Annotated in this window: 15 protein-coding genes; 6 read left to right on the top strand and 9 right to left on the bottom strand. The window is 69.5% G+C overall.

Features of this window, described 5'->3' with window-relative positions; all coding sequences use genetic code 11:
- Positions 1-31 precede the first annotated feature (31 nt).
- The 3 genes from moeZ to ACWF7A_RS17380 form a co-directional block, all read right to left on the bottom strand.
- On the bottom strand, positions 32-1,204 hold the full coding sequence (gene moeZ / locus ACWF7A_RS17390; protein ID WP_090065715.1) for an adenylyltransferase/sulfurtransferase MoeZ: 1,173 nt from the start codon (positions 1,202-1,204) through the stop codon (positions 32-34).
- 79 nt (positions 1,205-1,283) lie between these two features.
- The gene (locus ACWF7A_RS17385; RefSeq protein ID WP_452251443.1) at positions 1,284-2,282 is read right to left on the bottom strand and encodes a DUF3152 domain-containing protein; all 999 of its coding nucleotides are present in this window, start codon (positions 2,280-2,282) and stop codon (positions 1,284-1,286) included.
- A 40-nt stretch (positions 2,283-2,322) separates the two neighbouring features.
- Positions 2,323-3,276: an alpha/beta fold hydrolase gene (locus ACWF7A_RS17380; RefSeq protein WP_452251442.1), complete on the bottom strand. Its 954-nt coding sequence runs from the start codon at positions 3,274-3,276 to the stop codon at positions 2,323-2,325.
- 127 nt (positions 3,277-3,403) lie between these two features.
- On the opposite strand from ACWF7A_RS17380, the gene ACWF7A_RS17375 reads away from it, so the two are divergent.
- Positions 3,404-4,033: a TetR/AcrR family transcriptional regulator gene (locus tag ACWF7A_RS17375; protein ID WP_452251441.1), complete on the top strand. Its 630-nt coding sequence runs from the start codon at positions 3,404-3,406 to the stop codon at positions 4,031-4,033.
- Positions 4,034-4,069: 36 nt separating this feature from the next.
- Here the strand turns inward: ACWF7A_RS17375 and ACWF7A_RS17370 are convergent, their stop codons facing one another.
- Positions 4,070-4,855, bottom strand: coding sequence for an alpha/beta fold hydrolase (locus ACWF7A_RS17370; protein ID WP_452251440.1), 786 nt, complete (start codon positions 4,853-4,855; stop codon positions 4,070-4,072).
- A complete protein-coding gene (locus ACWF7A_RS17365) occupies positions 4,828-5,715 on the bottom strand; it encodes an AurF N-oxygenase family protein (RefSeq protein WP_452251439.1) in 888 nt (295 codons plus the stop codon). Before ACWF7A_RS17365 ends, ACWF7A_RS17370 begins: the two co-directional genes overlap by 28 nt.
- Before the next feature lie 61 nt (positions 5,716-5,776).
- On the opposite strand from ACWF7A_RS17365, the gene ACWF7A_RS17360 reads away from it, so the two are divergent.
- Both ACWF7A_RS17360 and ACWF7A_RS17355 read left to right on the top strand, forming a co-directional pair.
- Positions 5,777-6,460: a TetR/AcrR family transcriptional regulator gene (locus ACWF7A_RS17360; RefSeq protein WP_452251438.1), complete on the top strand. Its 684-nt coding sequence runs from the start codon at positions 5,777-5,779 to the stop codon at positions 6,458-6,460.
- Entirely contained in the window at positions 6,460-6,774 is a 315-nt protein-coding gene (locus tag ACWF7A_RS17355) for a DUF4873 domain-containing protein (RefSeq protein ID WP_452251437.1), read from the top strand. The genes ACWF7A_RS17360 and ACWF7A_RS17355 overlap by 1 nt, the downstream gene beginning before the upstream one ends.
- A 159-nt stretch (positions 6,775-6,933) precedes the next feature.
- Here the strand turns inward: ACWF7A_RS17355 and ACWF7A_RS17350 are convergent, their stop codons facing one another.
- The 3 genes from ACWF7A_RS17350 to ACWF7A_RS17340 all read right to left on the bottom strand — a co-directional run bounded on the left by ACWF7A_RS17350 (position 6,934) and on the right by ACWF7A_RS17340 (position 15,523).
- Entirely contained in the window at positions 6,934-14,424 is a 7,491-nt protein-coding gene (locus ACWF7A_RS17350) for a DUF7927 domain-containing protein (protein WP_452251436.1), read from the bottom strand.
- Between the two features lie 189 nt (positions 14,425-14,613).
- Positions 14,614-14,838 (bottom strand): DUF3107 domain-containing protein, encoded by a 225-nt coding sequence (locus ACWF7A_RS17345; protein ID WP_191304291.1) that lies wholly within the window; start codon positions 14,836-14,838, stop codon positions 14,614-14,616.
- Positions 14,839-14,881: 43 nt separating this feature from the next.
- Positions 14,882-15,523, bottom strand: coding sequence for a ferritin-like fold-containing protein (locus ACWF7A_RS17340; protein ID WP_452251435.1), 642 nt, complete (start codon positions 15,521-15,523; stop codon positions 14,882-14,884).
- A gap of 169 nt (positions 15,524-15,692) precedes the next feature.
- Here ACWF7A_RS17340 and ACWF7A_RS17335 point away from each other — a divergent pair, with 169 nt between their 5' ends.
- Genes ACWF7A_RS17335 through ACWF7A_RS17325 form a run of 3 tightly spaced genes read left to right on the top strand, consistent with a single transcriptional unit; the run spans position 15,693 to position 19,551 of the window.
- A complete protein-coding gene (locus tag ACWF7A_RS17335) occupies positions 15,693-17,327 on the top strand; it encodes a DEAD/DEAH box helicase (protein WP_452251434.1) in 1,635 nt (544 codons plus the stop codon).
- 5 nt (positions 17,328-17,332) lie between these two features.
- Positions 17,333-18,664, top strand: a complete 1,332-nt coding sequence (locus ACWF7A_RS17330) for an Rv3212 family protein (RefSeq protein WP_452251433.1) — start codon at positions 17,333-17,335, stop codon at positions 18,662-18,664.
- A gap of 8 nt (positions 18,665-18,672) precedes the next feature.
- A complete protein-coding gene (locus tag ACWF7A_RS17325; RefSeq protein ID WP_452251432.1) occupies positions 18,673-19,551 on the top strand; it encodes an alpha/beta fold hydrolase in 879 nt (292 codons plus the stop codon).
- 556 nt (positions 19,552-20,107) lie between these two features.
- Here ACWF7A_RS17325 and ACWF7A_RS17320 read toward each other — a convergent pair.
- Complete coding sequence (locus ACWF7A_RS17320) at positions 20,108-20,410, bottom strand: hypothetical protein (RefSeq protein WP_452251431.1); 303 nt, start codon at positions 20,408-20,410, stop codon at positions 20,108-20,110.
- Positions 20,411-20,730: the final 320 nt, after the last annotated feature.

Below are 20,730 nucleotides of genomic sequence, written 5' to 3'. Positions count from 1 at the left end.
GTCGCGCCACCACCCGAACAGCCCATGGCCGTTAGTACGTTGGCAGGCTGGGGTCGACCTCGCGGGCCCACGCCAGCACACCGCCACCGACGTGCACGGCGTCCTTGAAGCCCGCCTTGTGCAGCGCCGCGAGCGCCTCCGCCGAGCGCGCACCGGACTTGCAGTGCAGCACCAGCGGCTTGTCCTGCGGGAGCTCCGAGAACGCCTCGCCCGAGAGGATCTTGTCCTTCGGGATCAGCACCGAGCCCGGGATCTTGACGATCTCGTACTCGTGCGGCTCGCGCACGTCCACCAGCAGGAAGTCCTCACCGGACTCCTGCTTGTGCTTGAGCTCCAGGGGCGTGATCGTGTTGCCCGCGGCCGCCTGCTGCGCGTCCGTGGACACGACACCGCAGAACGCCTCGTAGTCGATCAGCTCGGTGATCTTCGGCGACTCCGGGTCCTTGCGGATCTTGATGGTCCGGTAGGACATCTCCAGCGCGTCGTAGACCATCAGGCGGCCCAGCAGCGGGTCGCCGATGCCCGTGAGCAGCTTGATCGCCTCGGTCACCATGATCGAGCCGATCGACGCGCACAGCACGCCCAGCACGCCGCCCTCGGCGCACGACGGGACCATGCCGGGAGGCGGCGGCTCCGGGTAGAGGTCGCGGTAGTTGAGGCCCTGGCCGTTCGGGGCGTCCTCCCAGAAGACGCTGACCTGGCCCTCGAACCGGAAGATCGAACCCCACACGTACGGCTTGCCCAGCAGCACCGCGGCGTCGTTCACCAGGTACCTGGTGGCGAAGTTGTCGGTGCCGTCGAGGATCAGGTCGTAGTCGCGGAAGATCTCCAGCGCGTTCTCGGAGTTGAGGTGCGTCTGGTGCAGGATCACCTTGACGAACGGGTTGATCTCGGCGACCGAGTCGCGTGCCGACTCCGCCTTCGGGCGGCCGACGTCGGACTGGCCGTGGATCACCTGGCGTTGCAGGTTCGACTCGTCCACGACGTCGAAGTCGACGACGCCGAGCGTGCCGACCCCGGCCGCGGCCAGGTACAGCAGTGCCGGGCTACCCAGGCCGCCCGCGCCGACGACGAGCACCTTCGCGTTCTTCAGCCGCTTCTGCCCGTCCACCCCGACGTCCGGGATGATCAGGTGCCGGCTGTAGCGCGCGACTTCTTCCTTGGTCAGCTCCGCGGCTGGCTCAACGAGCGGCGGAAGCGCCATGCTGGTCCTCCTCGACGAATGTCTCCGTGTCCGAGACAACGTCTACCCTGCCTCGACTCTTCCCGGTTGGAAAGCTGTCTCAGCCTGCGGGAAACGCGTTCGGGATGCACACCTTGCCGTCCGCGGGGACGACGTCCTGGCCCGCGTTGAGTTGCGAGACGAAGTCGTTCGAGACGCCGAACGTCTGCTGCATCATCACGGGGGCCGGCGCGCCGTTCTCGGCGCAGGCCGCGTGGCCGCTGCCCAGGGCGTGGCCGACCTCGTGGTTGATCACGTAGGTCCGGTATCCGGCCAGGTCGGGGCCGTAGACCATGGCGCCGCGGATCCAGCGGGCGACGTTGATGATCACGCGCTTCTGCTGGGGGTTGTAGCAGGAGGTCTCGAACGGGATGTCCTTGCCGCAGAGCGTGTGCGTCGTCTTCGTCGTGGTGAGCGTCACGGTGAAGTCCGGGTTCTGGTTCGCCTCGACGCGCTGCAACGCGACCTGCTTCGTGCCGATCCAGCTGCGCGGGTCGGACAGGATCCCGTCGATCGTGCGCGCGAACGCGGCCGCGTCGTCGTTGTAGTCGGCGGGCTTCACGCCGTCCTCGACGGCGATCGCGTACCTGCGGAACTTCTGCGCGCCCGCGTCACCGATGCGCTGGCCGCTGCCGGGGATCGCCTTGAAGGTGCCCACGCCGTCCTCGGAGAAGGCGGGGCCGCCCGGCAGCTCGGCGGTCGGGATGTTCAGCACCGGCTTCTTGCCGGGCACCTCGGACGCGGGCGGCTCGGGCGCGCTCACCGGCGTCTCGGCGGCGTTGTTCGTGCCGGCGCCGTCCCCGGTCACGGGGGTCTTGGGCTGGACCGTGTCGAGCACCACCAGGGCGGTCAGCACGAGCAGCACCGGAATCGCGTAGATCCGCCAGCCGTAGTGGGCGACGAGCCTCTTCACGCCTGTGCGCTTGCGAGGTCTCCGCATCGCCTGCGTGGCGTCCGGTTCCCAGGCCGCCGCGAGCGGTTCCGCGCTGGTCCGGCGCTCGCCGCGGCGGTAGCGGTCGGAGGACGGAGCCGTACGTCCTCGCTCGGGGGCGCGATTCACGTGGTCCAGGGTCCCACATCCCTCGTATGGCCGTCGTTCGTCACCATGAGTGCCGGTCGACCGCCTCCCACATGCCCAGCACGGCCCTCGCCACGGTGGCGGGCCGCTCCATCTGGGCGACATGGCCGGTCTTGGGGAGCACCAGCAGTCGTCCCTTCGGCAGCAGACGGGCGGTGCGCGGGCCCTTGCGCACGCTGACGAGCCGGTCGTTCTCGCCCCAGAGCACCAGCGTCGGCGCCTTGACCAGCGGCAGCAGCCGCCACAGCGACTTCGGGCCGGGCGTGAGCCAGCTCTGCATCAGGCCGAACGTGCTGCGGTTGAGGGCCTGGCCCGCCCACTTCTGCCGGGCGCGCTCCTCGTTCTCCTTGATCGACTCCTCGATGCGGTGGTCGGGCACCACGCTCGGGTCGGCGAAGCAGAGGGTGAGCATCTGCTTGGTGCGTTCGTGTGCGGTCAGCTTCGCGAGCTCGCGGCGGACCCGGGACCCGACGACCGGCAGGACGGCGAGCGCCATCCGCGGGTCGGACATGCGGTCGAGGCGCGGCCTCAGGTCCGGCACGGCGGGCGAGACGAGCGTGAGCGTCTCCACGAGGTCCGGCCTGCTCGCCGCCACGATCACCGAGATCGCGCCGCCCATGGAGTTGCCGAACAGGTGCACCGGCCGTGAGAGCGTTTCCAGGTACTTGATCACCGTGCGGGCGTGCGTGGCGAGACTGAAGTCGTAGCCCGGAATCGGCTCCGAACGCCCGAACCCGGGCAGGTCGATCGAGTAGCCGTGCACGTGCCCCTGGAGCTGGGCCGCGAGATCTGTCCAGTTCGTCGCGGACCCGCCAAGGCCGTGGACGTAGACGGCCGTCGGACCGTCGCCCGGCGTGACCCTGACGTGCACCTCGTGGCCGTCTACCTGGTGAAACTCGCCGGGCCACGGCGCCTGGGTCTTGTCCAGGGGCGGCAGTTCGGCGGTGGACAACGGTGCGGGATTCAACGTGCTCACCCGACCAGGATGCGGGAAAGAACGTCAAGATGGTTCCCGGATGTGGGCTACCAGCGAGTAAGGTTGCGCACAAGCCTCGGTCTGGCAACCCCTCTCCGACGGCCGGATCACTCGTGCTGGAGGCACCATGACGGAGACGGCGCAGAGCGCACCCGCAGGAAGGGGCGTTCGACTGCCGCGCACCGCCCGACGTGCGCAACTGCTGGCGGCGGCGCAGGACGTGTTCGTCAGCAACGGCTACCACGCCGCGGCGATGGACGAGATCGCCGAGCGCGCGGGCGTGTCGAAGCCGGTGCTGTACCAACACTTCCCCGGCAAGCTCGAGCTCTACATGGCTCTGCTGGAGTCCCATGTGGACGAGCTGGTAGGCCGCGTCCGCACCGCCATCGGTTCCACGTCGGACAACAAGCTCCGCGTGCGCGCCGCCGTGGCTGCCTTCTACGACTTCGTGGACGGCGAGGGCCAGGCGTTCCGCATGGTGTTCGAGTCGGACCTGCGCTCGGAGCCCGCCGTGCAGTCCGCCGTCGAACGCGCGACCACGGACTCGGTCGACGCCATCACCGAGACCATCACGGCCGACGCGGGCCTCGACGAGGAACGCGCACGTCTGCTGGCGGTCGGCCTCGTGGGCCTGTCGCAGGTGACGGCGCGCTCCTGGCTCGCGGACAACCGCCGGGTGCCGAAGGAGGACGCGGTCGCGCTCATCTCGAACCTGGCGTGGCGCGGCATCGGTGGCGGTTTCCCGCTCCAGCACTGACCTCATGGAAAAGGGCCCGCGAGTGCGGGCCCTTTCCTACATCAGCGCGGCTATTCGTCTGGCCACGTCCTCGGAGCGTTCGAGCGGCAGCATGTGCCCGGTCTTCGGGTAGATCACGAACTGCGCGTTCGGCAACGCCTCCGCCAGCACCCGTGAGTGCCTGATCGGCGTCAGCACGTCCCACGAGCCGGCCAGGACGACCGCGGGGATGTCCGCGAGCACCGCGAGGGCCTCCCGCCGCTGGTGCAGCGTGAGCTCCTCCCGGATCCCGACGAACGCCTCCCCGGACGTGTTCCCGGCCATCGCCGCCGCGGCCCGCACGTCGGCCCAGCGCGGGCGACGCCCGAACGTCACCCGCAGCCCCGGCGCGATCAGCCGCCCGAACCCGACCTTGGGCCGGTTCACGAGCCACCTCCCCGCGAGCCGCTCCACGCCGCTCTGCCGGGGCAGGTTCCCGCACGACGTGGCGATCAGCGCCACCCCGGACACGCGCTCGAACAGCTCGGGGCGCTGCTCGGCCAGCGCCATGATCGTCATGCCGCCCAGCGAGTGGCCGGCCAGCACGATCCGCCCGGTGGGCACGTGCTTCTCGAGCACGGCCGCCAGGTCGTCGGCGAGGTCCGAGATCGTGCCGGTGCCGGTGCCCGCCGAGAGCCCGTGGCCGCGCACGTCGTAGCGCACGACCCGTCCGGGCAGCGCGGCCGCGACGCGGTCCCACGTCGTGAGGTCCATGGTCCAGCCGTGCAGCAGGACCGCGGTCACGCCGGAGGACGCAGGCCCCGACATGACGACGTTCAGCCGATCAAGAACGAGCGACGCCATGCGTGCATCCCCGGCTTTCCGACGAGTCCGGCCTCTTCCAGGAACGACATGATCCGTTCGCCCGACCAGCGGATGGTCTCCTGGAACCGCGGGTTGCCCAGCGCCTGACGGTGCGCCTCGCGCACGTCGAGGCCGACGGCCGCGTACACCTCGGGGTTGATGATCGTGCGCGTGATCATCATCGACACGGTCGCGATGAGCCACTTCTGGTACGGCTTCTCGAAACCGCGCAGGCCCTCCATACCGCGCGTCAGCTCCTCGCGGGCGAAGCGCACGTGACGGGCCTCCTCCAGCACGTGGATGCGGTTCACCATGCGCACGAGCGGCTGGACGGTCTCGTCGTTCATCGCCTCGCGCTGCAGGCGGTCGAGGATCTCCTCGGCGACCAGGATCGAGCCGTACATCGCGGGGCCGTAGCCGATGGTCGGCAGCAGCTTGCCAAGGCGGTGCACGTGCTTGCGCGGCCCGTACGGCGGGCAGCCGATGCGTTCGACCAGGCGCGCGAACATCGTCGAGTGCCGGCACTCGTCGGCGACCTCGGTCAGCGCGTACTGGGCGTGCCGCGACGTCGGGTCGGCGTTGTAGACGACCTTCACCAGCATCTGCATGAGCAGCAGCTCGAACCACAGGCCGACGGACGCGATGGACGCCAGCTCGTGCTTCGACAGCTCGACGCGCTGCTCCTGCGTCAGCGAGTCGTACAGCGGCGTGCCGTAGAGCGAGATGCGCTGCTCAGGGATGTAGAAGAGCCCGTCCACCAGAGGTGCGGACCAGTCGATGTCCACCTCGGGGTCGTAGAACTTCTCGGCGGACGACTTGAGCAGCCGTTCCGCGGTCTTCTCCCGATCGGCGACCCTCATCGATTGCCCTCCCCGGTAAGTGTTACTTGAGGTAACGGTTACTTCTGGTAGCGTGCGTCACATGGCACGTACTGTCAAGGGGCCGGACGCGCGACGTGAGCGGTGGAAGGGTCATCGCGAGCAGCGCAGGGCGGAGTTCGTGGAGGCCACGATCGCCGCCGTGGCCAAGAAGGGCCCGGACGTCGGCATGGACGACGTGGCGGCGGAGGCCGGCGTCAGCAAACCCGTGCTGTACCGGCACTTCACCGACAAGGCCGACCTGTACCTGGCAGTGGGCCAGAAGGCCACCGAGGTCCTGATGGACCGGATGGGCCCCGCGCTCGCCGCGGAGGGCTCGATCCGCGACCGCATCGAACGGATCGTGGACGCCTACCTGTCGGTCATCGAGGAGAACCCGAACCTCTACCGGTTCGTCGTGAAGGGCTCCTTCGCGGACCGCCCGGTCGAGAAGGACGTCGTGGCGGAGGACAAGAACCTCATCGCCGCGACCCTGGCCCGCATCATCGGTGACTACCTGCGCGCGTTCGACATGGACTCCGGCGGCGCCGAGCCGTGGGCGCACGCGCTCGTCGGCATGGTGCAGAACGCCGGCGACTGGTGGCTCGACCGCCAGACCATGTCGCGGGCGAACCTGAGCGACTACCTCGCCACGATCATCTGGCACGCGCTCGACGGACTGCTGCGGTCGGCAGGGGTCGAGATCGATCCCGCGACGCCCCTGTCCCCTCTCCGATTGGTGGATTGATGAGCGAGCACGAGCACGACGAAGAGGGCTACAGCGGCGCCGCCACCCTGGTGTTCGGCACCGACGAGGTCGCCGTCGAGGTCGACCTGCGCGGCTACTTCCAGCCGATCGACGGCCGCTACCACTGGTACGGCCGCGTGAAGAAGAACGACGACGTCACGAGCCGGGTCGAAGGGGGCGCGCGCACCGCGGTGCTGCGCACCCCCACCGGCCAGGCGGAGGGGACGCTCACCGACCAGGACCCGTGGGGCCGGTACCGGGTCGGTGGCATCTCCACTCCGCCGTACAAGATCGAGGAGCCGGCCGAGCACTAGGCGCTGTCCTGCAAGTTCGTTCGGTGACAGGCGCGGGCGAGAGACCCGGAGGCGGTGCCGCCGCGACGCCCTCATACCGGGGGTGTTCGGGCGTTGTGGCGGTGCCGCCTCCGCGGCCCTCGCCCGCGACTATCGCGGGCGAGACCTGCGGGACGGGGCCTAGGCCCTTCGCCTGATCAGCACACCGACGGCCAGCAGGATCAAGCCGAACGCCGCCAGCGGCAGAGCCGGGAAGCCCGTCCACGCGATCGGCGGGTCCTGCCGCACCCGCACGGTCGCCGAGCACCTCGGGTCGGAGCCGCCGGGCTTGCAGTTCGAGCCCGGCACGTCCGAGGTCACGACGTTGCGCAGCTCACCGGGGCTGCTCGCCGTCACCCAGTACGTGATCGTGGCCGAGGCACCGACCGCCAGCTCACCGGACCAGGTCAGCACCGGCGACGCGAACGTGCCCGCGTCGGTGCCGCCCCAGTTCGCGTGCTTCAGCACGTCCGCCAGGGAGTCGGTGAACGAGGCTCCGACCGGCGTCTGGCCCGTGTTCCGGACGGTGACGGTGTAGGTGATCCTGTCGCCCGGCCCGGCCTCCGCCCGGTCCGCCTTCTTCACGATCTCCAGGCCCGACACCGGGGTTTCGGTGCCGCAGTTCTCAGGGCAGTTCGACGGCGTGTCCGACGTGACCACGTTGCGCAGCACGAAGTCGCCCGTCGGCGGGTCGTTCACGCGCACCCGGTACGTCACCGTCTTCGTGGCGCCGATCGCGAGCTCACCGGTCCAGGTCAACCGCGGCTTCGCGAACGAACCGGCGTTCGTGTCCACGAAGGACGCGTCGTCCAGCACGCCGCTCAGGTCGTCCACGAAAGTCGCCGCGGGCAACGTGGTCTGGCCCGTGTTGGTGACGGTCACGGTGTACGCCACGAGGTCACCGGGCTTCGCCGACGTCCGGTCGACCTTCTTGACGATCTCCAGGCGCGGCACCAGCACCTCGACCGAGCAGCCCTCGCGGCAGGTCGAGCCGGGGGTGTCGGACGTGACGACGTTCTTCAGCCGCAGGTCGCCCTTGCTCGTGACGGTGACCGAGTACCGGACCGTCGCGGACGCGCCCTGCGCCAGGTCTCCCTTCCACGTCAGGCGAGGCGCCGCGTAGGTGGCGAGGCCCGAGGTCGAGGCGGCGTCACCGTTGTAGGTGGCGTCGTCGAGGACCTCGGTCATGTCGTCGACGAACGCGGCGTCGCGCAGCATCGTGGCGCCGGTGTTCGTGACGACGATCGTGTAGGTGACCTTCTCGCCCGGCCCGGCCTCGGTCCGGTCGGCCTTCTTCACGATCTGGAAGCCGGCGATCGGGGTGTCGGTGGTGCAGCCGTCCGAGCAGTCGGTGTCCGGGACGTCCGACGTCACCACGTTCTTCAGCCGCTTGTCGCCGTCGCCGGTCACCTTCACCGAGTACGTGATGGTCACGGACTCACCGACCGCGAGGTCACCGGTCCACGTCAGCTTCGGCGAGGTGAACGTGCCCGCGCTCGTGCCGACCCAGGTCGCGTCGTCCAGCACACCGCTCAGGTCGTCGGTCACCGTGATTCCACTGTGGACCGTCTTGCCGGTGTTGGTGATCGTGACGGTGTACCTGACCTCGTCACCGGGTTTCGCCGATTCGGGCTCGGACGTCTTCACCAGCTTCAGCCCGGCGACCGGCGTGCTCGTCGCGCACTCGACGCACTTACCGCCCGGAGTCCCGGTCGTCACGACGTTGTCGAGGCTGAAGTCACCCTTCACCGGGTTGTCCACCCTGACCGAGTAGGTCACGGTCACGGTCGCGCCGACCGGCAGGTCGCCGGTCCAGGTCAGCTTCGGTGACGTGAACGTGCCCGCGCTCGTGCCGACCCAGGTCGCGTCGTCCAGCACCTTGCTCAGGTCGTCGACGAACGACGCACCCACCAGGTCGGTCTGACCGGTGTTCCGCACCTCGACGGTGTAGGTGACGGTGTCGCCCGGCCTGGCCGACTTCACGTCGACGGACTTGCCGACCTCCATGCCCGGCAACGGGGTCGAGGTCGAGCACTTCGGGTCCGTGGAACCCGGCGGGCAGTTGCCACCGGGGTCGTCCGAGGTGACGACGTTGGTCAGCCGGTGGTCACCGGCGCCGGTCACCTTCACCGAGTACGTGATCACGGCCTGGGACCCGATCGGCAGCGTGCCGGTCCAGGTCAGAGCGGGCGGCGCGAACGACACCTCGCCCACGGACGCCTGCGCGTCGCCGTTCCAGGTCGCGTCGTCCAGGACACCGCTCAGGTCATCGCGGAACGACGCGTTCTGCGCCGTCTGGCCAGTGTTCTTCACCGTCACCGTGTACGTGACGGTGTCGCCCGGCACCGGCTTGTCCGGCGAGGCCTTCTTCACGATCTCCAGGCCCGCGACCGGGGTGTCGGTGGTGCAGCCCTCCGAGCAGTCCGTGCCCGGGATCTCCGACGACACCACGTTCTTCAGCCGCTTGTCCCCAGCACCCGTGACCTTCACCGAGTACGTGACCGTCACCGAAGCACCCACGGCCAGATCACCGGTCCACGTCAGCTTCGGAGCCGCGTATGACACCGAACCCGCCGTGGCCGCCTGATCCCCGTTCCAGGTCACGTCGTCCACGACACCGCTCAGGTCGTCGGTCACCGAGATTCCACTGTGGACCGTCTGTCCGGTGTTGGTGATCGTCACGGTGTACGTGACGGTGTCACCGGGTTTCGTCGTGGCCGGATCGGACCTCTTCACCAGCTTCAGCGACGCGACCGGTGTGTCCGTCGTGCAGCCGTCGACGCAGTTGTTGCCCGGGGTGTCGGACGTGACCACGTTCTTCAGCCGCTTGTCGCCGTTGCCGGTCACGACGACCGTGTACGTGACGGTCGCCGTCTCGCCCACGGCCAACTGCCCGGACCAGGTCAGCACGGGCGAAGCGAACACACCGGCGCTCGTGCCGCCCCACGTGGCGTCGTCGAGCACACCGGTCAGGTCGTCGCGGAACGACGCGTCGAGCACGGTCTTGCCGGTGTTCCGCACGGTCACCGTGTACTTCACGGTGTCGCCCGGCTTGGTCGACGCGGGCTCCGCGGTCTTCTTGATCTCCACGCCGGACACCGGGGTGGTGGTCGTGCAGTTCGGCACGCAGTTGTTGCCGGGGGTGTCGGACGTGACGACGTTCGTCAGCTGGTGATCACCCTTGCCGGTCACGACCACCGTGTACTTGACCGTCGCGGAGCCGCCGATCGGCAGCACACCGCTCCACGTCAGCACGGGAGAGGTGAACGTGCCGGCGTCCGTGCCACCCCAGGTCGCGTCGTCCAGGACCTTGGTGAGGTCGTCGCGGAACGACGCGTTCAGCTCGGTCTGGCCCGTGTTCCGCACGGTCACGGTGTAGGTGACGGTGTCGCCGGGGTTCGCGGACTTCCGGTCGACCTCCTTCACGATCTCCATGCCGGGCAACGGGGTCGTGGTCGAGCACCTCGGGTCGGTCGAGCCCGGCGGGCAGTTGCCGGGGATCTCGGTGCTGACCGTGTTGACCAGCTTGTGATCGCCCTTGATCGGGTCGTCGACGCGCACCACGTACGTCACCGTCGCCGTGGCGCCGACCGCCAGGTCGCCGGTCCACGTCAGCGCCGGCGAGACGAACGCGACCGTGCCCGGAGAGGCCTGCCCGGACACCCACGCGGCGTCGTCGACCACGCCCGACAGGTCGTCCGTCACCTTCGCCCCGGTCAACGGCACCTGGCCGGTGTTGGTGATCATCAGCGAGTACGTGACCAGCTCGCCGGGGTTCGCGGTCTGACGATCGGACTTCTTCTCGATCGTCAGCTCACGGCCGGGCGTCTCGGTGCTGCACGACGGATCCTTAGACCCCGGCGGGCAGTTGGTGCCGGGCGTGTCCGAGGTGATCTTGTTGTTGAGCCGCTTGTCACCGGGGTTCGGGTTCTTCACCGTCACCGTGTAGGTGATCGTGGCGCTGCCGCCGATCGGCAGGTCGCCCTTCCACTCCAGCCGCGGCCACACCAGCGTGACGGTGCCGACGGTGGCCTGCGCGTCGTCGTTGTAGCGCGCGTCGTCCAGCACCTGCGTCAGGTCGTCGGTGAACGACGCTCCTGTGTGGACGGTCTGACCGGTGTTGGTGACCTTGACCGTGTAGGTCACGGTGTCGCCGGGCACGACCTGGTCGCGGTCGTCGGACTTCTCGATCCGCAGCCCGGCGATCGGCGTGCTGGTCGAGCACTTGTCGCCACCGGGGCAGTTGGCGCCGGGCGTGGTCGACGTGATCACGTTGTCCAGCTTGAAGTCCGCGGGGTCGCCGACCTTCACGGTGTACGTGACGGTGGCCGTCCCGCCGACCGCGAGGTCACCGGTCCACGTGAGCTTCGGGGCCGTGAAGGACGCCGAACCCGTCGAGGCCTCGGCGGACACCCACTCGGCGTCGTCGAGCACCTTCGTCAGGTCGTCGGTGAAGGTGGCGCCCTGCAACGGGGTCTTGCCGGCGTTCCGGACGGTCACCGTGTACTTCACGACGTCGCCGGGCTTGGCCGACTCGCGGTCGACCGCCTTCTCGAACTCGACCCCGGAGATCGGCGTCGTGGTCGTGCAGTTCGGCACGCAGTTGTTGCCAGGCGTCTCGGACGTGACCACGTTCGTGAGCTGCTTGTCGCCCTTGCCGTTCACGACCACGGTGTAGGTGACGGTCGCCGACTCGTCGGGCGCCAGCGCGCCGTTCCACGTGAGCGTCGGGGACACGAAGTTCGCCGTACCGCTGGAAGCCGTGACGGACCCCCAGGTCGCGTCGTCGAGCACCTGCGTCAGGTCGTCGGCGAAGGAGGCGTCGAGCGGCGTCCTGCCGGTGTTCCGGACGGTCACCGTGTACTTCACGGCGTCGCCGGGGTTCGCGGACTGCCGGTCGACCTCTTTCTTGATCTCCACTCCGGAGACCGGCGTCGAGGTGCGGCAGTCCGCGTCCGCCGAGCCCTCCGGGCAGTTGGTGCCGGGTGTGGTCGACGTGATCACGTTGTCCAGCAGGTGATCGCCCTTGCCGGTCACCTTCACGGTGTACGTGATGGTCGCCGTACCGCCGACGGCGAGCGACCCCGTCCAGGTCAGCACGGGTGAGGTGAACGTGCCCGCGCTGGTGCCGATCCAGTCTGCGTCGTCGAGCACCTTCGACAGGTCGTCGGAGAAGGTGGCGTTCAACGGCGTCTTGCCGGTGTTGGTGACCTTCACCGTGTACGTGACGGTGTCACCGGGGTTCGCGGACTGCCTGTCCACGGCCTTCTCGATCTTCAGCCCGGCCACCGGAGTCGTGGTGCCGCACTTCGGATCCGCGGAGCCTGGCGGGCAGTTGCCGCCCGGAGTGGTGGACGTGATCGCGTTGTCCAGCTGGAAGTCGCCCTTGACGGGGTTCGTGACCTTCAGCGAGTAGGTGACCGTCGCGGAGCCGCCGATCGGCAGGTTGCCGATCCAGGTGAGCTTCGGCGCGACGAACTCGGCCGTGCCCGAGGAGGCCTGCGCCGACACCCAGGCGGCGTCGTCCAGCACCTTCGCCAGGTCGTCGGTGAAAGTGGCGCCCTGCCAAGGAGTCTTGCCCGTGTTCGTGACGGTGACGGTGTAGGTCACGGTCTCGCCGGGGTTCACCGACTGCCTGTCCGCCTTCTTCTCGAAGCTGATGCCCGAGACCGGAGTGGTGGTCGTGCAGTTCGGCACGCAGTTGTTGCCGGGAGTGTCCGAGGTGACGACGTTCGTCAGCTGCTTGTCGCCGTTGCCGGTGACGACGACCGTGTACGTGACGGTCGCGGACGCGCCGACGGCCAGTGCGCCCGTCCAGTTCAGCTTGGGCGAGGCGAAGTTCGCCGCACCGCTCGACGCCGTGACGGAGCCCCAGGTCGCGTCGTCGAGCACCTGCGTGAGGTCGTCGGCGAACATCGCGTTCAGCGGCGTCTTGCCGGTGTTGGTGACCTTCACCGTGTACGTGACGGTGTCACCGGGGTTCGCGGACTGCCGATCGACCGACTTCTCGATCTTCACGCCCGGTGTGTTCACCGTGGTCGAGCAGTCGGGGTCGGTCGAGCCGACCAGGCAGTTGCCCGCGCTGCTGACCACGACGTTGCGCAGCTGGTGGTCACCGGTGATCGGGTTCCCGACCGTGACGGAGTACGTCAGCGTGACGGTCGTGCCCTTGCCGACGTCGCCGGACCACGTCAGTTTCGGTGCGGTGTAGGAGATCGAGCCCGACGTCGCGGCCTGGTCGCCGTTGAACGTCGCGTCGTCCAGCACCTGCGTGAGGTCGTCGGAGACGCTCAGCCCGGTGATGTCCGTGGCGCCGGAGTTGGTGATGGTGACCGTGTACGGCACCTGTTCGCCGGGGTTCGCAGTGGTCTTGGTCGTGGACTTCTTGATGTCCAGGCACTCGACCGGCAGGCGGTAGTCCTCGACCTCACCGCTGTCCGCGAGGCCCTTCTCGTTGCGCACCTGGTCGACGTTGTAGCTCGCCCGGAAACGCGCGTAGGTGGTGCCGCACTTGATGCCGCCCGGGATCTTCCACGTGATCGTGACCGACGTGGCACCGGCGCCGAAGTCCGTGCAGGCGCGTTCGTTGCCGGCGCTGTCGAACGTGCCGTTGCCGTTGAAGTCGATCCACGCGCACACGCGCCCTGGTTGCGAGGCGCCGGACAGCCTCACCGCCACCGAGTAGTCCTGGCCCGCGTCCGACCTCGCGAGCCGCGGGAACGCCGCCACGCCGTCGTCGAGGTCGTCGCCGTTGGGCAGGTTGTTGTCCGCGCCCGCCGCGACGGCCTTGGGGCTCGGCGTCACGGAACCGGTGTTGATCGTCGTGGGGTTGTCCGCCGACACGCCCGAACCCAGGACGAGATCGCCGATCGTGTGGCTCGCCGCGGAACCCGCGTCGTAGCTCGCCGGCGCGTCGCCGAAGTCCTCGTCCACGGACACGCCCGCGACGTAGAAGTCGTCCGTCGGCGTGCTGCTGTTGGTGAGCATGTCGACCTGGAAGCTCACGGAACTGACGGTGCCGTTCATGCGGACGCTGCCGCACGACGCGGAGGCCTGCCTCGCGCCGTTGGTGTTGCACTGCACGTTGAGGTTGCGGTTGGGCGCCTCGATGCGGGTGCCGTTCTGCCCGAGCTGCATGTTCACCGAGCCGTCGAGCGGCCCGCTGAGCGTGACACCGCCCGAGGTCAGGGTGTGTGCGACGTGGGTGCTGCCGGTGTTGCCGATGGTCGCGCCGCTGCCCGCGATGTGCAGCACGGGATTGCGCACGGGCCGGTTGAACGAGAACGTCAGCGTGCCCCGGTCGAAGCAGTCCACGAACGCGGCGCACCCGGCGGCCGCCGCCGTCAGGCCGATCAGGGCCGTGGAGGCGGGGATCTGCGGCCGGAAGTTGCCGGGTACCGCACCCCGGTCACCGGGAGGCGAGTTCAGCGTCGTCAGCCGCAGGCTCGCCCCGGACACCGACGCCGTGACCTGCGTGCCCGACGACAGCGTCGACCGCGCGGAGGCGTTGGTGGCGGGCAGCGCCGAGGACGAGGACCACGACCCGGCCGCGTGCGACTGGTAGGCCTGCGCGGGTAGCGAGAAGGTCGTTGACGAGACCACGAGCAACAGGGCCAGCAGGGCGGCGCGCATAGCACTCCTCAACAGCGTGACGACTCCGTCACGCTAGGTGCGCGCACATGCCTCTACCAGCGAAGTCACCGCTTCAGGCGACGTCGACGCGGCACCGGAATGCGGGTTCGGCGACCGTGCCCGATACTGCCCGGCCGCATGAGAAAGGCCCCGGTCGCGATGACCGGGGCCCCTCTCGATTCTGGCGACTCAGGCGCCGAACCCGACCTTGCGCGAGTCCTGCGGGCCGATCTCCACGTACGCGACGCGGCCAGCGGGCACGACGAAACGCGCACCCTTGACGTCCACCAGCGACAGCACGCTGGACTTGCCGGACACCGCGTCCGCCACCAGGGACTCGACCTCGGACGGGTTGAGCTCACTGGTCACGACGAGTTCGCGCCCGCTGTCCGCGACGCCGATCCTGACCTCCACGCTGACCTCCGTGCTCAAGAGAAAACTCTGATCGCGAGCCTACCTAGCCGAGACCCAGCTGCGTCATGCGCCGCGCGTGCGACTGCTGGAGACGCCGGAACAGCTGACCGATCCCGGCGAGGTCTCCCGACCCCCGCACGATGAGCTCCGAGAGCCCGTCGCGCTCCGCCACCACGTACTGGGCCTGCGTCAACGCCTCTCCGAGCAGCCGGCGGCCCCACAGCGCGAGCCGGTCGCGCACCCGCGGATCGGCCTCGACGGCGGCCAGGACTTCGCGTTCAGCGAACGCCGAGTGACCCGTGTCGGCGAGCACGTGGAGCACCAGCTCGCCCGTCGGCTCGTCCAGCCACGTGGCCACCTCGCGGTAGAAGTCGGCCGCGAGCCCGTCACCGACGTACGCCTTCACCAGCGACTCGAGCCACGACTTGGGGCTCGTCGACTCGTGGAACGCGTCGAAACCCTTCACGAACGGCGCCATCGCGTCCTCGATGGCGATGCCCTCGGTGGCGAGGTGCTTCTGCAGCAGCGTGAAGTGCCCGATCTCGGCCGCGGCCATCTGTGCGAGCGCCGCGCGGCCCGCCAGTGTCGGCGCCGTGCGCGAGTCCTCCGTCATCCGGTCGAAGGCCGAGAGCTCGCCATATGCAACCGCTCCCAGAAGATCGACAACACCCTCCGCAACACCCATGAGACCGAACTCTAGTGGTCAAAAGTGTCTTGCCAGGTAGAATGGCCTCGGACGCCCGGCGTGACGAGTGTGACGACCATGCTGCGCGGCGTTGAAATGGTGCGCGTACACCTTTCCCGCAGCTGCTCATCGAGCGCGGTCGAGAGGCCCGGCCAGGGCTCGTACGCGCTTGGTACGAGAGAGGCTGATCACCCTGACCGCTGAAGTAGAAGCACATCTGGACCCGGTTCTCCTGGAACACAGCGAGGCCGGAGTCCCCGAAGAAGACACGTCGCACCCGTTGCTGGCAGACGCCCCGGTGCAGTCCGAGTCCCCCACGTTCGCCGAGCTCGGTGTGCGTGAGGAGATCGTCAAGGCCCTCGGCGAGGCGGGCATCGTCCGCACCTTCGCCATCCAGGAGCTCACACTCCCCATCGCGCTCGCCGGCGACGACGTCATCGGCCAGGCGCGCACCGGCACCGGCAAGACCCTCGGGTTCGGCGTGCCTCTGCTGCACCGCATCGACCTCCCCGGCGACGGCACCCCGCAGGCCCTCGTCGTCGTGCCTACCCGCGAGCTGTGCCTCCAGGTCGCGCACGACCTCACCGACGCGGCGCGTCACCTGGGCGTGAAGGTCGCCGCCATCTACGGCGGCATCCCGTACGAGCGGCAGATCGCGCAGCTCCGCAAGGGCGCCGACGTCATCATCGGCACGCCCGGCCGCCTGCTCGACCTGGCCGAACAGCGTCACCTGGTGCTCGGCAAGGTCCGCATGCTGGTGCTCGACGAGGCCGACGAGATGCTCGACCTGGGCTTCCTGCCCGACATCGAGCGCATCCTGACCATGGTCCCGGACCAGCGTCAGACCATGCTGTTCTCGGCGACGATGCCCGGCCCGATCATCACGCTGGCGCGCACGTTCCTCACGCAGCCCACGCACATCCGGGCCGAGGAGAACGACGCCGGCCAGACGCACGAGAACACGTCGCAGTTCGTCTACCGGGCGCACTCGATGGACAAGCCGGAGATGCTGGCCCGCGCGCTGCAGGCCCGCGACCGGGGTCTGACGATGGTGTTCGCGCGGACCAAGCGGACCGCGCAGAAGGTCGCCGACGACCTGACCGAACGCGGGTTCGCCGCGGCCGCCGTGCACGGTGACCTGGGCCAGGGCGCGCGCGAGAAGGCGCTGCGGGCGTTCCGCGCCGGCAAGGTCGACGTGCTGGTCGCCACCGACGTCGCCGCGCGCGGCATCGACATCGACGACGTGACGCACGTCATCAACTACCAGTGCCCCGAGGACGAGAAGACGTACGTCCACCGCATCGGCCGCACGGGCCGTGCCGGGCGCACGGGTGTCGCGGTCACGTTCGTCGACTGGGACGAGACGCACCGCTGGGCTTCGGTGAACGACCTGCTGGGCCTCGGCCAGCCGTTGCCGGTGGAGACGTACTCCACGTCCGACCACCTGTACTACGACCTGGGCATCCCGTCCGGTTCGACGGGCCGGTTGCCGCTGAGCCACCGCACCCGCGCGGGCCTCGACGCGGAAGAGGAGGAGCAGCTCGACACCGGCAAGCGCAAGCGCCGCAGCAGTCGTCGCACCGGCTCCTCCCGCACCGAGGGCGAGCAGGCCGCGGAGACGAACGAGGAGACGAGGCCGAAGCGGTCCCGCTCGCGCACGCGCAGCCGCGCCGGCGTGACGCAGGAGGGCGAGCAGACGCAGGCGTCCGCGTCCGAGCCGGCCGAGAAGTCCGCCTCGGACAAGCCGCGCAGGCGTCGGCGTCGCCGAACCTCTGCCGAACAGGCCGCTCCTTCGGCAGACTGATCACCATGTCGTCCCCCGGTTCCGACGTCACCGACGTCGAGGACGTTCTCGACGAGCCCGCGCACGAGGCCGTGCCCGCCGCAGAACGTCCGCCCGCCCGGTCCTGGCGCACCCGCGCCGACTTCATCGCGGTCGCAGTGATCGCGGTGGTGTCGGTCACGGCGTCCGTTCTGACCTGGGCTTTCAGCGATGCTCGTGCCACGACGTCGGTCACCGGGCCGTCGTCGTGGGAGCCGCTGCCCGAAGTGGCCACGCTGCCGCCGTCGCTCGCCGAGGTGTGGCGGGCGCGCAGCGGTGCCTCGCTGTCCCCCGTGGTCGTGCAGACCGCGTCGAAGGACACGGGCGAGGAGAAGCCGTCGACGGTCGTGACCGGCGACGGCGGCGAGGTCCACGGGCGCGATCCGCTGACCGGTGACGTGCGGTGGACGTACGAGCGGGATCTGCCGCTGTGCGTCGTGAGCACCGCGTGGGGCCGGGCGATGGCGTTGTACTCCAAGGGCACGAACTGCTCCGAGCTCACGTCGCTCGACGGTGTGAGCGGCGAGCGGCGGGCGCAGCGCAACGGCGACGCGGAACCGGGCACGGCACTGCTCAACGAGGGTTCGCACCTGATCACCACGGGCTCGAAGTTCGTCGAGGTCTACCGGCGCGACGACCTGGTGCGCTCGCTCGAGTACGGCGGTCTGCGCGCGATCGTGAACCCGGGCAAGCAGCCGCGCGTCGGCTGCACGTACGGCTCGGTGGTCGTCACGACCGGCAAGTTCGCGATGGTCGAGCGCTGCCCGGACGACGCGTCGGACCGGGTCACGATCCTCAAGCCGAACCCGGACAAGTCCGACGAGCCCAAGGTGTTCGGCAGCTCCATCACCGGCAGCAAGAACGTGCAGGTCGTGGCCATGACCGAGAAGCTCGTCGCGGTGGCCGTACCGGGCCCGAACAGGCTGGTGACGTTCGACGCCGAGACCGGCAACCAGGTCGGCGAGGCACCACTCGACATCCCCGACGCCGACTTCACCGACCCGCCGAACCACGTGGCGCGCGTCATCACGACGAAGACGAACGCCTTCTGGTTCAGCGGTTCCCGCACGGTCGCGCTGTCGCTCGACACGCTCACTCCACTGTGGACGGCCGAGGGCACGCTTGGCGCCGGCACGACGCTCGCGGGCCGCGCGCTCATCCCGGTGAAGGAGGGCCTGCGGGTGTACGAGCAGGCCACGGGCGCCGTCGTGGGCACGATCAGGCTGAACCGAGAGGGCTACACGGGCCCTGTGCAACTCGCCACAGCCGGTCCCGTCGTCCTCGAGCAGCGTGGCGAAACCCTGGTCGCGCTGCGATAGTTCAGCTCGTGTACTCGCAGATCAGCCCGCACCGGGCGCAACGCGTCGACTTCCCGGGCCGCTACGGCACGATCGCGGCGCTGCGCGCGCCCGCGATGGGCGACGACGCGATGCGCACGACCGTGCTGCTCGTCCCGGGCTACACGGGCTCCAAAGAGGACTTCGCGCCGATGATCGACCCGATCGCGGACGCGGGCTTCGAGGTCGTCGCGATCGACCTCCCGGGCCAGCAGGACTCGCAAGGCCCGGACGACGAGGCGCTCTACCGCCCGGGCCCGCTCGGCTCGGTGCTCGCCGAACTGATCGGCAAGATCGCGGCGGACGGCCGGAAAGTGCTGCTGCTGGGCCATTCCTACGGCGGCCTGGTCGCCCGTGCCGCGGTGTTCGCGGGCGCCCCGATCTCGGGCCTCACGCTGATGTCGTCGGGCCCGTCCGAACTGCCCGCGGGCGAACGCCGCACCGTGCTGGAGGTCGGCGAACACGTGCTGGCCGAGCAGGGCGTGGAAGGCACCCAGCGCCTGAACGAACTGCGCTCGCAGCAGAACCCGGCCTACGCCGTGCTCCCGCAGGAGCTGAAGGACTTCTACCGCGGCAGGTTCCTCAAGTCGCAGGCCGCGGCCCTGCTCGGCATGAGCAACGGCCTGCGCTACGAACCGGACCAGGTGGCGAAGCTGGCCCGCACCCTCCGCTCGTCCGGCACACCGTGCCTGGTGGTGTGCGGCGACGCGGACGACGCGTGGACCCCCGCCGCCCAGCGCGACATGGCGGAACGGCTGGACGCGGACTTCGCCGTGCTGCCGGGCGTGATGCACTCGCCGAACACCGAGGCACCGCTGGAGCTCACCGAGACGCTGCTGCCGACGTGGCGGGCCTGGCTGACGTCCTGACTCTCCACTGCCGCGGATGTTCTTTCGCTGCAACGGGATCGCGGGTCGGGCGGTCGGTGTGGTCGGCGCGGCCGGCAGGGTCGGCAGGTCGCTCCTCGAACCGTGTCCAGGGTATGACTGCGGCACTGCGGGCCGGGCTGATCCACGGCGACACGGCCACGACCTGACCGTTCGAACGGCTGGTCCCCGATCGCTCGAAGCCTCCCCGGTCCGGAGTGCGGGTCGGAAAGGTGCAGCGGCAACGGCCCAAGCAACGCTCCACAGCCGGCTCGAGCCCGTCAGTACGACCTAGGCACTGCGGGCCGGGCTGGTCCACGGCGACACGGACACGACCTGCCGAAGACCGCCAACCCCGTTGCGGCTCGGCACGGCGTCACCGTCCAAACCACGCCCCACAGCCGGCCCGGAAGTCGTCAGCCCTCACCGCCAGAGGCCGCCAGCCCCAACCAGCGGCTCGGCAACGCTCCACCGCGACCGCACAACCGCAGCCCGGCCTGCTCGAGGCTCAGTCCCAGCCCCAAGCCGCGCCCACCGCGGCCAGGCAAGGCTCAACGGCCTAGGCCCACCAGAACGTCCACAGCGTCGCCCCGCTCACCAAGAGCACCGCCAACGACGCCACCGGCGCCTTCCAGTCCGCGTACCGGTCAGCCACGATCTGCGCCCCGACCACCAGCAGCGCCGCCACCACGTGTGCCACGACGGACAACGTCCCGGGCCCGGGCAGGTCGCGCGAGTTCGCGTAGAACTGGACGCCGATGTTCCCCAGCGCGAGCAGCACCATGCCCACGGCGAGCACGCCGCTCACGGCGCGCAGGAATCCGTAGGTCCGCGACGGTCGCTTCGCTGCTTCGACTTCCACTCAAGCCACCCTACGGGTCTGCGGGTGCTCGGGCGGGCATGCCCCGACCGCCTCATCACGGCTACGGCGAAAGCCGTACCCCAGGCGTCCTTCCGAACGCTGGGCACTCCTTCCGCACCCTGGGCACTCCTTCCGCACTCAGACGCCCTTCCGCACTTCGGGCACCCCCGGCACCCTGGGCACCTCAAGCGCGCTCAGACGCCCTTCCGCACCCCGGGCATCCCTTCAGCACTCAGGCGCCCTTCCGCACCCCGGGCACCCCTTCCGCACCCAGGTGCCCTCCGCACTCCAGGCATCCTTCGACACGCCGCGCACCCCAG

Source organism: Lentzea sp. NPDC055074 (assembly GCF_053608005.1).
This window is presented reverse-complemented; position numbering and strand designations above follow the sequence as displayed.